Below are 12,938 nucleotides of genomic sequence, written 5' to 3' on the forward strand. Positions count from 1 at the left end.
TGGTGCATTTTGAAGGAAAAGTCACTTTCCGGGGGTGCGGCCTCGCCCGGCCGCATCGTCCACGCGGGGCGAGATCCCCGGCCGTCCTGGCCGTCACCGCACAGGCACGCCCTCGTGCGGTTGCCGTACGTCGTGTACGGGCTGGGAGGCTCACCCCAAGCCGGCGTCCCGGCCGACTTAGAAAGCGCTTGTCCGGACATTGGCAGACCACTATGGAGGCCGTCAATCCTTCACCTGCGCGCCTTCGGTCACGGTTTGGACTCCCTTGGCCACGGCGAGCCGGGCGGCACCCACCACGGTACCGAGATCGCCGATCTGGCTGCTGACCACCTCGGTGGGCCAGCTCAGCCGCCCCAGCTCGGCCCGCACCCCGGCCAGGAGCTGGGGATCCGCGCCGGTGCTGCCGCCCAGGACGATCAGCCCCGGGTCCAGTACGGCGGCCACCGCGGCGGCCAGCCGGCCCACGTCGGCGGCGTGCCGGGCGACCACGGCAAGGGCGGGCTCCCGGCCCTGGGCCGCCAGCGCGAAGAGCCGGTCGGCGGTGCGCGGGCACGGACCGTCGGCCTCCCGCCAGACCTCGGCGGCACGGCGCAGCAGGGCGTGCGAGCCGACGTAGGCCTCCAGTGCCTCCTGGCGGGGCTCACGGTCGTCGTCCCAGGGGTAGGGCAGCCGGGCGAGCTCACCGGCCGCGCCGTTGGCGCCGCGCAGCACATGGCCGCCGATGACGATGCCCAGACCGATACCGACGCCGATCCGCAGGTAGCCGAAGGTGTGCCGGCCACGGGCGGCGCCCTCGTGGAGCTCGGCGAGGGCCGCGCAGTTCACGTTGTTCTCCAGGTGGACGGGCACCCCCGGCGGCAGGGCGACGGAGACCGCGTCGAAGACCGGCCCGGCCTTGGCGGTCGCCGGGCGCATCCCGGCGCCCGCCCGGTCGGCGGCGGTGACATCACCGATGGCGACGACGATGGCCCGCAGCGGGGCCCCGGCGGGCAGCGCGGCCAGGGCCTCGCGGACGGCGTCGGCGGCCCGGGTGCGAGGGGTGTCCGCCTCGGCGAGCAGGGTGCCGTCCAGGGCGCAGCCGCGGACCCTGGTGCGGGACGGTCCGAGGTCGACGGCGAGGACCGAGCCGGAGGCCGGTCCGAGGCCGTAGACGGCGGCGGAGCGGCCGGTGCCGCTGGAGGCGGTGCCCGAGTGGGTGGCCAGCCGCGCCCCCTCCAGTTCCGCGACGGCGGCGGAGACCGTCGGCTTGGACAGGCCGGCGAGGCTCGCGAGCTGCGGCCGGGTGGCGCTGCCGGCCTGGGCCAGCACGGCGAAGACCGCGCCCGCGCTCTCGGTGAGCCGGGGGGCCTCAGCCACGACGTGTTCCACAGTTCCCCCAGGGGTCAGGGGCCGCGCTCCCCGGGTGTCGTGGGATGCGGCGATGCGGTGCCGGTGTGCCGCGCGGTTCAGGCCTCGACAGGGTCCCGTCGATCGGGTCCGCGGCAACTCTTGACGCACTGTACTTCGTTAGTTAACTTCCTAACGAAGTACACGGTACTCGCCTGCCGTGCTCCGCAAGAAGCCCGTCCCGGGGCTTCCCTAGTTGCCCAACTCCTGTTCGGCCGGAAACGGTTCGCCCGCCGTCGCAGCACAGTGCCAGGCTCTTCGGCGCTGTTCGCCCAGACGACGAAAGAGGATCCGTGCAGGACGCTCCTTCTTCCCCGCTCGTGGTCGGTATCGACGTGGGCGGCACCAAGACCCAGCTCCGCGCCCTCGCCGGCGTGGACCGGGTCGCCGACCACGTCCGCGCGAGCAGCGGCTGGCGGCCGCACGACTCCGCCGCCGCGGCCCGCTGGCTGACCGCGCTCGTGCACGACGCCCTTCCCCCCGGCACCCGCCCGGCCGCCCTGGCCGTCGGCGGGCACGCCTGTGAGACCCCCCGCCAGTGCTCCGGCATCGCCGCCGCGCTGCGGGACCTCCTCCACGTGCCTGTCCGGGTGGTGGGCGACGCCGAGCTCCTCGTCCCCGCCGCCGGCCTGGACAAGGGCGTCGGCCTGGTGGCCGGCACCGGCTCGGTGGCCGTGGGCCGGGCGGCCGACGGCAGCCCCGTGCAGGTGGGCGGCTGGGGTGCGGTCCTCGGTGACGAGGGCGGCGCCGCCGGGCTCGTCCGGGAGGCCGCCCGCGCCGTCTGGGCCGCCCATGACCGCGGCGAGGCCCCCGACGCCCTCGCGAAGGGGCTCGTCGCCGCGTTCGAGGTGGCCGAGGTGCCCGCACTCGGCGCCGCGCTGGAGAGCGCCTCCGACGTCTCCGCCCAGTGGGGCCGGCACGCCCCGGTGCTCTTCGCCGCGGCCGACGCGGGCTCCCGGCTCGCCGCCGACGTGATAGCCGACGGCGGCCGGGCCCTCGCGGGCCTGGTGACCCGGCTCGCCGCCCGCGGTCTCGCCGTGGACGACGTGGTGGTCGCCGGCGGCACGATCCTCTCCCAGCCGCGCCTGTACGACGCCTTCGCGGCCGCGCTCGCCGAGGCCGTACCCGGAGCCCGGCCGCAGCCGTTGCGGCTTCCGCCGGTCGAGGGAGCGGTGGCGCTGGCGCGTTCGATCCTGTGAGAAACCCGTCCGCGGCCCGTCCGGTTCCGTGCGCCCGGCCCACGGGCCGTTCGACGCGGCGAACGCGCAGGTCCCGGCGGGTTCTTCCTGTGAACCACTGGGCTGCCGTTCAACTACGGTCCATGTTCCGGTCGTTGGAGCATGGCCGCCGGGACACGGACCGGTCTTAGAACTTCGCTCGTTCGACACTTTTCCCACGCGAACCCACCCGCTCACGCACATCGCGCGCACCGGGGGTTCGTGCCCACTCCCTCCGGCCGCCGCGCCGTAGAACTGAAGAGAGGCACCTCCATGCCGTCACCTGCCGGGCACCACCCCGCTTCTCCGGCCCGTGGACTCGCCGTCGGCCGACGGGGATTCCTGAAGACCTCGCTCGGCGCGTCGGCGGGTGTGCTGGCGGCCCCGACCTTCGTCGGCTGGCTCGCGGCCGCCGACGCCAAGGCCGCGACGGCCCTGGCGTTCGTCGACGACTACAAGACGAACATCAGCACCAACCTGACCGCCGACACCAACGCGGTGGTCCGCATCCTCGGCGGCTTCGCGCAGGTCTGGAAGACCGGTTCCGCCTGGAACACCGGTGCCGTGCTGCGCGCCGACGTCCTCCGCGCCAACATGCGCTACTGCGCCAAGATCACCAGGAAGCGCAGCGCCGCCGACGCGAAGAAGGCGTTCCTCTACGACCGCCAGCACCAGAGCTACGCGATGATCGCGGGTCTCGGCCCGCTCGCCGACCTGTACAGGGCCGGTTCCCTCGCGGTCACCTCGATCACCAGCGCGCCCGACGGCACGCCCGCCACCACCATCAGCGACGCCGTCCCCGCGGGCGCCCCGGCGGGCTCGGCGCTCGGTGCCGGCTCGCACGACTCGGCGCTGGGCAAGGTGGCCACCCTGGTCGACACCGTGCGCGGCAACTACGCGTCCGGCAACCCGTCCAAGTACGCCTACCAGTACCCGCGTCCGTGGCGCATGAACGAGGACAGCGAGGTCGTCGACACCGGCACGACCGACGCGTACGGCTTCCCGGTCTACGAGTCCGACGTGGTCGTGGCTCCGCAGCTGCTGCGCCAGCGCGGCACCTCCCCCACCGACGACGGCGGCTTCCCGTCCGGCCACACCAACGCCTTCCACCTGGCGGGCCTGGCCTACGCGTACGCGGTGCCGGAGCGCTTCCAGGAGCTGGTCGCCCGTGCCCTGGAGCTCAGCGACACCCGCATCATCGCCGGTATGCACAACACGGTCGACGTGATCGGCGGCCGCATCATGGCCACCGCCCTGGCCGCCGCCACCCTCGCCGACCCGGCCAACGCCGACCTGAAGGCGGCCGCCCGCGCCCAGGCCCTCGCCTACTTCGAGGCGCAGACCGGCACCACCGCCGACACCCTGTACGCCTACGCCCACTCGGCCGACGTCGCGACCGACCCGTACGCCGACCGCGAGGCCACCGAGCGCGCGGCCACGCCCCGGCTGACGTACATCCTGGACCGGGAGGGCCGCGACCTCCCGCTCACCGTGCCCAAGGGCGCCGAGGTGCTGCTGGAGACCCGTCAGCCGTACCTGTCCGCCGACCAGCGGCGCGAGGTGCTGCGCACCACCGGTCTGCCCTCCGGGTACGTGCTGCTGGACGGCCCGGAGCAGTGGGGCCGCCTCAACCTGTTCGCCGCGGCGGACGGCTACGGCGCCTTCGACGCGGACGTCACGGTCACCCTGGACGCGGCGGCCGGCGGCTTCGCGGCGGCCGACAGCTGGCGCAACGACATCGACGGTCACGGCGGTCTGACCAAGAAGGGCACCGGCACGCTGACCCTGACCGGCAGCAACCGCTACCGGGGCGGCACCGTGCTGGCCGCCGGCACTCTGGTGGCCGCCGCCGAGGACGCCCTTGGCCGCGGTGACGTGCGGGTCTCGGCCGGCACCCTGCGGGTCGCCCAGGAGCTGTTCGTGCGCGGCACCTACACGCAGGACGCGGGCACCCTGGAGGTCACTCTGGCCAAGGGCAGCAAGGCGCCGCTGACGGTGAAGCACCTGGCCGTCCTCGGCCGGGGCAGCGCCCTGTCCCTGAACCTCGGCACCGAGCACCCGCCGGCCGCGGGCAGCACCCTCCCGGTCGTCGCCGCACCGCGGCTGCGCGGACAGTTCGACACGGTGGAGCTGAACTCCGCCACCCTGCGAGCCGTACCCGTGTACACGGCAGAAGGCCTGTCGGTACGACTCGTGAAGCGGTGACGCGCCCGGTGGCGGGAGCGATGCGACAGTAGGGCCCATGGTGGCTCGTGATCGTTCCCGTCACCGCGGGCCCGGTGTCCCCGCGGGGCGGATGATGGCAAGCGAACAGCAGTCGGTCCTCGAACCCGACGTCCCCCACGTCCCCGACGGCCCCGGGCCCCTCCCCCGGCCCGCGGCCCGGCTGACCGCGGCCCTGCGCGCCCGGCGCCGGTGGCTGGTGCCGGTCCTCGCGGTGCTGCTGCTCGCCCAGATGGCGGTGGCGATGGTGACCACCGCGGTCCAGCAGACGCCCACCATCGACGAGCCCGTCTACGTGGCCACGGCCACCGACTACCTGCACGAGCACCGGGTGCGCTACAACGCCGAGCACCCGCCGCTCGGCAAGCTCGTCATCATGGCCGGCATCGCCGTCGCCGACCCGCACTACGACCCGTCGTACCGGGGCGACCAGGGGCAGGTGGGCCGGCATCTGCTGTACTCGTCGGGCAACGACCCCTGGCGGGTGATGCTCTGGGCACGGCTGCCGGTGATCGTGCTGACGCTGCTGTTCGGTCTGGTCGTCCTCGCCTTCGCCCGCGAGGTCCTCGGTACGGCGGCCGGGCTCCTGGCGCTCGCCCTGTACTGCTTCTCCCCGGACGTCATCGCGCACGGCTCGCTGGCCACCCTGGACGTGCCGTCGGCCGGGTTCGTGCTGACGTCCGCCTGGCTGGTGTGGCGGGCCCGGCGCCGGCCCCGGCTGTATCTGCCCCTGGCGGGAGCCGCGTCGGGAGCCTCGGTGGCGACCAAGATGAGCGCGCTGCCCGCGATCCCGGTGCTGGTGGCGCTGGCGGTGGTGGCGGTGTGGGGTGCGCGTCCGGGCCGTGTGCTGCGCGCCCTGGCGGCCGCGGCCGTGGTGGCGGTGACCGCGGTCGCCGTCGTGTGGCTCTCCTATCTGGCGGTCGATCCCCGGCTGCGTCTCCTGTCCGCCGCGCCCGTCCCGGCCGTCCACGGGCTGCGCGGCCTCCTGGTCGACCTGATGCCCTTTCCCCGGTCCTACCGGGACGGCATGCGGATGCAGTTCGCCCTGGAGGACCTCCCCTGGCAGGGGTACCTGTTCGGGCACCTCTACACCGGCTCCCGCTGGTACTACCTGCCGGCCGCCCTGCTGGTGAAGACCCCGCTCGGCATGCTTGCGCTGTGGGCGGCAGGTGCCGTCGCGCTGGTGGCGGTACGGCGGCTGCGGCCGGCCGCGCCGTACCTGCTGCTGCCGCCCGCCGTGCTGCTGGCCTCGGCGATGACCGGGTCACGGGACTTCGGAACCCGGTACGCGGTCTTCATGCCGATGTTCCTCGCGGTGGCCGGCGCCGCGGTCCTGACGGTGCGCAGGCGGTGGGCGCGGCCGGTGGGCGGGGCGCTGGTGCTGTTCGTCGCGGTGAGCTCGCTGCGCACGTTCCCCTTCTATCTGCCGTACGCCAACGAGGCGTTCGGGGGGCCGGCGAAGACGCATCTGTGGCTGCACGACTCCAACGTGGACTGGGGGCAGGACCTGGGCCGGCTCGCCGACCGGCTCAAGGAGCGCTATCCGGGCGAGCGGATCTGGCTGGTCTACAAGGGAAGTGGCGTCCCGGGGTACTACGGCATCCACGCCGCCGACCCCCGCAAGGTGCCGGCCGGGAGGGTGCACGGTCTGCTGGTGGTCTCGGACTCGTGGGCCGCCAAGGCCCGGGGCGAACTCGCGGAATTGATCGACACCAGCCGTCCGATCGATGATGTGGGTCATTCGATCACCATCTACCGGCGGTGACCGCACGATCCGCCGGCGACGACCACCGCATCCGTCGCCGGTGAGCAGCGCAATCCCGGTGCCGGCTCCGCATCCTGGGCCTTCGGCCGCCGGGACGGTCCGGCGTACCGCACCACCCCTGGTCACCACGGTCCGTGAGCTATGTTGAGTCCTCGTGGGAGACAAAGGAGGCGCTTCGGTGCCATCGCCGCAGCAGGCCCGCGCACAGGCATCCGCCATCACCTCGGGCAAAACGGTGCCGGAGGCCGAGGCCGCGCCCACCTCCCAGCTCCGCGAGCTCTTCGACGGCCCCCGGCTCTCCCCCGGTCAGCGCCGCATCGCCCAGTACCTGATCGACCACATCACCGAGGCGGCCTTCCTGTCGATCACCGACCTGGCCGAGCGGGTCGGGGTCAGCCAGCCGTCGGTGACCCGGTTCGCGGGGGCGGTCGGCTTCAGCGGCTACCCCGCGCTGCGGGAGCGGCTCCAGTCGATCGCGCTGCGCACCCTGGCCGGCGGCACCGGGGCCGCCACCGAGCACCGCAGCAACGAGCTCCAGGCCGCCGTCGACGCCGAGATCGAGAACCTGGAGAATCTGCGGCGCGACTTCGCCGACCCGGACCGGGTGATCTGGATCGGCCGCGAGCTCTCCCAGTCGTCCCCGCTGACCGTGCTCGGCCTGCGTATCTCCGTCTCGCTGGCCGAGTACTTCGCCTACGCCGCCCGCCGTATCCATCCCGACGTTCGGCTGGTGACCCGGGGCGGCAGTGTGGCCTACGACGCGCTGCTGCAGTCGCGCGAGGCGGGCGGCACCTGGGTGCTGGCGTTCGGGATGCCGCGGCACGCACAGGAGACGCTGACCGCGATCCGGGTGGCGCGCACCGCGGGCCTGCGGGTGGCGCTGGTGACCGACCTGGCGCTCGGCGCGCTGGCCGACGAGGCGGACGTCACCTTCAGCACCGGCATCGGGTCCCGCCTGGTCTTCGACACCTACGCGGCACCCGGTCTGATGGCCGCCGCGCTGCTCCAGGCGATGACCGACGCCGACCCGGAACGCACCCAGGCGCGCCTGGAGGAGTACGAGCAGGTCGCCGAGGAGCACCAGTTCTTCCTCAAGGACTGAACCCGGGATCCGGCCTCCCTCCGCATGGCCTCGTAGGGGGAGTATTCACCTCATTTCGCGCATGAATGTTTTCATACGTCTTGCAAACCGGACGGCATATATAAATACTGCTCACGGATCACCCCCGGCCCACTCCGGGCACGTTCCGCACCCGAGGACGCACCGCTCGCACCCGCCCCGAGAAAGCCGACGGACCGCCCATGCGCACGCAGCACCATCCGCAGTGCCGGCGGCCGACGCGCGGGGCCTCGCACGGGCACCCCCAGCCGCCGTCTCCTACCCGCGTCGGCGCCCGGGGTGTTCGAACGGGCATCGCCTGCGCGATTCGCCCGCGGCGGCTCCGGCCATCCCCTAGGCCGGAGCCGCCCAGACCTCCGTCGGTCACCCTCACGACGCCGCACACCCGGAAGCGATGATCATGACTCTGACGACGACCGCGCGCATCAGCCCCGACTGGCCCTGCCAGGTCAAGGCACCGGGCAGTTACGACTGGGAGCGCTCCGCCACGAAGTGGCTGCGCGAACTGGTCCCGGCCCGCTACGCCAGCTACCCGGCGCTGATCCGGCACCCCGTCCTGCTCGCCCGGCACGCGCAGATCCAGGTCCAGCACGAGGTCCGGGTGGCGCGCACGGCGCTGCAGACCGCGCGCGCCGAACTGCCCCTGCTGGGTCTGCCGGAGTCGGTCATCGAGCACACCATCAAGCTGTACGCGGCGGAGGTCATGCAGCTGCAGCACATCGCCCGCAGCGTCCGCGCGGTCACCGAGGCGCTCGTCGGACACAGCACAGGCCGCTGACCATACCCGTTCACCGATGCCCATATCCTTCACGGTTCGGGCACCAGTGTGATCGGAGGCCCCTTCCTGTGCCATGCTCGACCCGTGACGAGCGAGTACGTGCCTTCCCTGGACACCGGTGCCGTCGCCGAGCTGGCAGCGCTGGCGAGGATCGTGGCCAGGCAGCGCGCCGAGTTGGACCGGCTGCGGGAGGCGGCGGCCACGTCCGCGGCGGTGGAGCGGGCGAAGGGGGCCCTGATGGCCGCCACGGGCTGCTCCCCCGACGCCGCGCACGAGGCCCTGCTGCAACGGGCCGAGGCGGGTGGCCGCACGCTGCTTGAGGAGAGCTGGCTCACCCTCGGCGCCCTGATGCCCGCCGCGCCCGCCACCGGGACCCCCGCCACCGAACCGCCCGCCGCGGCCGTGCCCCGCGAGTCGCCCGCGGCGTCCGACGCCGCCGAGTTCCTCGGCCGCCTCGGCAAGGCCCTGCTGACCGTCGGTTCCCCGCAGGAGCTGGGCGCGACGCTCCTTGAGCACCTGGCGCCGCAGGTCGACGCCGACGCGGTGCTGCTCTACCGGCGGCTGCCCGGCGACGGGCTCGGACTCGTCGGGCACGCGGGGCTGGACGCGACGCTCGCCGCCCAGTGGCACCAGGTACCGCCGTTGCAGGGGATCGCCCCGCTGGAGGCGCTGAGGGCCGGCAAGCCGCTCTGGCTGGAGCACTTCACCGAGGACCGGCAGACCTTCCAGCTCATCGACGAGCCGACCGGGCGCTGGCTGTCCCGGGCGTGGGTACCTGCCCGTGGCGACCTGGTCCTCGGCGTCCTGCGTCGGCCGGCGGCCGCCTTCGACCTCGCCGACCGCGAACTGCTGCAGTCCGTCGCCCGGCTGAGCGCCGGCCGGCTCAGCGCCCTCGGCGCCCCTGCCGAGCCGGTGGCCTCGGAGCTGTCCCGGTCGGTCCAGACGGTACTGGACGCCCTGCCGGGAGCGACGGTCCTGCTGACCCCGCTGCGCAGCGCCGGCGGCGAGGTGGAGGACTACCGCATCGAGGCGGCCACCCCGACCGCGGTCGACATCCTCGGCCGCACCGGCCACGAGCTGGTGGGCTCGCACATCCTGGAGAGCTACCCCTCGGTCGCCGGCGAGGCGCTGTGGCAGGGATACCTGCAGGCGCTCGACGGAGAGCCGTACGAGGGCGAGCCGTTCGTCTACGAGGAGATTCTCGCGGGCGTGACCGTGTCGGCCACCTACTCGGTGCGTGCCGCCCGGCTCGGCGACGGACTGCTGGTGACCTGGCTGCGGCACGACACGGAGGAGCGGCAGGAGCAGCGGCTGTCGGAGCTGCAGCGGCTGGGCAACCTCGGCTGGGCCAACTGGAACCTGGTCACCCGCCAGGTCAACTGGTCGTCCCAGGTGTACACCATCCTGGGCCGCGACCCGAACCGCGGAGCGGTGCCACTGGACCTGCTGCCGGACCTGGTGCTGCCCGAGGACGCCCACGCACTGGCCCGTGCCGTCTCCGAACTCGCCCGCACCGGCCGCCAGTTCGACGTGCCGTTCCGGATCAGGTCCGCGAACGACGTACGGCATCTGCGGGCCGTCGCGGAGGCGGTGACCGCGCCCGACGGCACGGTCGTCGAGGTGCACGGCTTCGTGCAGGACCTCACGGCGCAGCGCAGCGCCGAACTCGCCCTGGTGGACAGCGAGCGCGCGATCCTCACGCAGCGCGGCGTCCTGGAGGCGGAGCGCGCGCTGGCCGCCCGGTTGCAACACGCGCTGCTGCCACTGCCCAGCAGGCCGGTGCGGCTGCGCGGGCTGCGCGTCGAGGTCGCCTATCTGCCCGCCCAGGCGGGGGTGCATGTCGGCGGTGACTGGTTCAGTGCCATCGAACTGCCCGACGAGGCGGCGCTGTTCGTGATCGGCGACGTGGCGGGCCACGGCGTCGACGCCGTCGCCACGATGGCCCAGCTGCGGTTCACCGCGAAGGGCATGGTGACCACCGGATCCTCCCTGACCGGAGCGCTGGCCCGGCTCAACTTCCTGCTCCTGCACTCGCGCGACGCCCAGTCCACCGCGACCCTGGTCCTCGCCCGCTACGAGCCCGCCGAGCGCCGGCTCGCCTGGGCCCAGGCGGGTCACCCACCGCCCCTGCTGGTGCGCGGGGGCAAGGCCTACCGCCTGGACCGTCCGGCCGGCATGCTGCTCGGCGCCAGCGCGGACCCGGTCTACGAGTCCGCCGAGTTCCGGCTGGAGCCGGGCGACCGGCTGCTGCTGTACACCGACGGCCTGGTGGAACGGCCCGGTGAGGACATCGACGCCGGGCTGGACCGCCTGGCCGAGGCCGCCCTCGCCGCCGGTCCCGCCTCCCTGGACGCCCTCCTCGCGGCGATGCTGACGGGCGAACGGCGCGACGACGTGTGCGTGCTGGACATCCGGGTGCCGCTGGCGGGCGAGGAGTAGCCGGATCGCCGGTCGTCGCGGTGGAGCCAGTTCCGGAGCGGTCCGGCGTCAGGGCCGCCACCAGGACCGGCAGGAACGCGGCGGACAGAAGCGGGCCGGGACGCGGGAGCCGTTCGTCGGCTCGGCCCTCGCGGGCGTCCGGTGGGCGGGCGGCGGCACGCGGCGGCCGCCGGCCGGCCGTCGTGACGTCTGCCCGTCGCATGTTCCCGGTGCCTTCCTGATCCACTGGCCGCCGTCCGAACCCGCCGGTCAGCCGTCGGTGAGGCTGGTGCGGGACTCCAGGGCGCGCCGGGTGTCGTCGCCGTAGACACCGCGTTCGTCGCCGCTGATGCCGTACCAGACCTGGAAGCGTTCCACGGCCGCCGTCAGGGCCGCGTCGTAGGTGCCGCTGGTGGAGCCGCCGTGGTAGACGTCCGGGATACGCAGAAGGCGTTGCTCCAGCTCGACCACCTCGGGCCCGGTGTCGCCCTGGCGGAGGGTGCCGGCGCCGTCGGGGTCGGTGGAGGTGTCGGAGGCCGGCGGGGTGGTGGCCGGTGCCGTGGTGGCGGACTCGGACGGCTGGGCGGCCTCGGCGGTGCCCTCACGGCCGGGCAGCAGCAGGGCGCAGCCGAAGCCGACCAGGGCGGCCGCGCCCACGGCCACCACGACGGCGGCCCGGCGCAGTCCCGGTCCGAACCCGAAGGCACGGGACGGGGCGGCGCCCGGCCCGTGGCCGTAGCCGTGACCGCGGCCGCCGGGCGCGGTGCGCGGGCCGTCGGTGACGGGCGGCAGCTCCTGGGTCTCGTCCTCCGTGCCGGAGCCGAAGGCCCCGGTGCCGGGAGCGGGGGCCGCGTCGAAGGCCTCGAAGTCCGCGGGGCCACGGCTCTTCGGCGCCCTCGCCTTCGCGTCGGCCTGCGCCCCCTCGTGGAACTCGCGCATCAGCTCCGCGAGGGTGTCCAGGCGGCGCGGGCGCAGGACCCGGACCGGTTCCAGCACCGGTCCGCGGTGCGGCTGTTCAGGGTCGGGCGGTGTCGACACACTGCTCTCCTTCCACCTGCCGTGGGCACGGGTGCCCGCGATCCCCGAGAACACATACGGCAGGACCGGCCCACCGGTTCAGTCCGGCGGCGCGAGCCGCGCCGGGGACGGGTGGTGAGCACTCAGTCCCCCGGTCTAGGGCACTGAGTGCCAGAAGGCGGACGGAATGCTACGTTCGCGTCCATGAGCTCCAGCAGCGTGGCACCGCCCGCCAAGCCGCCCATGCGGGACGCCCTGGTCGCGGCGGCCTTCCGGCTCTTCCTGGAGCGCGGTTACGAGCAGACGACCGTCGACGACATCGTGGCCCTCGCCGGAGTGGGACGGCGCTCGTTCTTCCGCTACTTCCCGTCCAAGGAGGACGTGGTCTTCCCCGACCACGAGGGGTGTCTGTCCGACATGACCGACTTCCTGGCGGCGGGCGACCCCGAGTGCGAGCCGGTGCGGCGGGTGTGCGACGCGGCGCGGCTGGTGCTGCGGATGTACGCCGAGAACCCCACGTTCTCCGTGCAGCGCTACCGGCTCACCAAGCAGGTCCCGGGGCTGCGCGCGTACGAGCTGTCGGTGGTGTGGCGCTACGAGCGGGCGCTCGCCGACTACCTGCGCGGCCGCTGCGCCGGCCGCCCGGACGGGACGCTGCGCGCGGACGTGATCGCGGCGGCCGTGGTGGCGGCGCACAACAACGCGCTCCGCTCCTGGCTGCGTTCGGACGGACGCGGCAACCCGGACGAGACGGTCGACCACGCCCTCGGGTACGTGCAGGCCGCGTTCGGCACCGAGCCCGCCGCGCCCGCCGCGGGCGGGACGTCGGCCGCGCTGTTCGGCGGCCCGGTGGAACACCCGGACGACGTGGTCGTCCTGGTCTCACGGCGCGACGCCCCGCTGTGGCGGGTGGTGCAGGAGATCGAGACCGCGTTCGGCCGAGGCTGAGAGCCACGCACAAGAGCCGTGCCTGAGATTCGAGAAATCCATATTGGGGGTACGCAGTGCCTTTAC

At 73.8% G+C, this 12,938-nt stretch carries 9 protein-coding genes; 7 read left to right on the plus strand and 2 right to left on the minus strand.

The annotated features are described in order from the left end of the window. Positions 1–222 precede the first annotated feature (222 nt). A complete protein-coding gene (locus OHB00_RS04775) occupies positions 223–1,356 on the minus strand; it encodes an ROK family transcriptional regulator (RefSeq protein WP_406431545.1) in 1,134 nt (377 codons plus the stop codon). A 323-nt stretch (positions 1,357–1,679) separates the two neighbouring features. Between OHB00_RS04775 and OHB00_RS04780 the strand changes: the two genes are divergently transcribed. The 6 genes from OHB00_RS04780 to OHB00_RS04805 all read left to right on the plus strand — a co-directional run bounded on the left by OHB00_RS04780 (position 1,680) and on the right by OHB00_RS04805 (position 10,928). Next, a complete protein-coding gene (locus OHB00_RS04780) occupies positions 1,680–2,585 on the plus strand; it encodes an N-acetylglucosamine kinase (RefSeq protein ID WP_406431547.1) in 906 nt (301 codons plus the stop codon). Positions 2,586–2,876: 291 nt separating this feature from the next. Then, entirely contained in the window at positions 2,877–4,808 is a 1,932-nt protein-coding gene (locus OHB00_RS04785; protein WP_406431549.1) for a phosphatase PAP2 family protein, read from the plus strand. Between the two features lie 91 nt (positions 4,809–4,899). Continuing rightward, entirely contained in the window at positions 4,900–6,591 is a 1,692-nt protein-coding gene (locus OHB00_RS04790) for a phospholipid carrier-dependent glycosyltransferase (RefSeq protein WP_406445614.1), read from the plus strand. A gap of 178 nt (positions 6,592–6,769) precedes the next feature. Further along, positions 6,770–7,693: a MurR/RpiR family transcriptional regulator gene (locus tag OHB00_RS04795; protein ID WP_406431551.1), complete on the plus strand. Its 924-nt coding sequence runs from the start codon at positions 6,770–6,772 to the stop codon at positions 7,691–7,693. 412 nt (positions 7,694–8,105) lie between these two features. Further along, positions 8,106–8,489 (plus strand): hypothetical protein, encoded by a 384-nt coding sequence (locus OHB00_RS04800; protein ID WP_406431553.1) that lies wholly within the window; start codon positions 8,106–8,108, stop codon positions 8,487–8,489. Positions 8,490–8,573: 84 nt separating this feature from the next. Further along, positions 8,574–10,928 (plus strand): SpoIIE family protein phosphatase, encoded by a 2,355-nt coding sequence (locus OHB00_RS04805; protein ID WP_406431555.1) that lies wholly within the window; start codon positions 8,574–8,576, stop codon positions 10,926–10,928. 249 nt (positions 10,929–11,177) lie between these two features. On the opposite strand, the gene OHB00_RS04810 is transcribed toward OHB00_RS04805, so the two are convergent. After that, complete coding sequence (locus OHB00_RS04810) at positions 11,178–11,945, minus strand: peptidoglycan-binding protein (RefSeq protein ID WP_406431557.1); 768 nt, start codon at positions 11,943–11,945, stop codon at positions 11,178–11,180. Positions 11,946–12,128: 183 nt separating this feature from the next. Between OHB00_RS04810 and OHB00_RS04815 the strand changes: the two genes are divergently transcribed. Continuing rightward, the gene (locus tag OHB00_RS04815; protein WP_406431559.1) at positions 12,129–12,872 is read left to right on the plus strand and encodes a TetR family transcriptional regulator; all 744 of its coding nucleotides are present in this window, start codon (positions 12,129–12,131) and stop codon (positions 12,870–12,872) included. Positions 12,873–12,938: the final 66 nt, after the last annotated feature.

The organism is Streptomyces sp. NBC_00631 (assembly GCF_045206895.1).
Taxonomy (GTDB): Bacteria; Actinomycetota; Actinomycetes; order Streptomycetales; family Streptomycetaceae; genus Streptomyces.

Coding starts and splice junctions, on each gene's coding strand:
- OHB00_RS04785 (WP_406431549.1), top strand. CDS start 2,877: ATGCCGTCACCTGCCGGGCACCACCCCGCTTCTCCGGCCCGTGGACTC.
- OHB00_RS04790 (WP_406445614.1), top strand. CDS start 4,900: ATGATGGCAAGCGAACAGCAGTCGGTCCTCGAACCCGACGTCCCCCAC.
- OHB00_RS04800 (WP_406431553.1), top strand. CDS start 8,106: ATGATCATGACTCTGACGACGACCGCGCGCATCAGCCCCGACTGGCCC.
- OHB00_RS04815 (WP_406431559.1), top strand. CDS start 12,129: ATGAGCTCCAGCAGCGTGGCACCGCCCGCCAAGCCGCCCATGCGGGAC.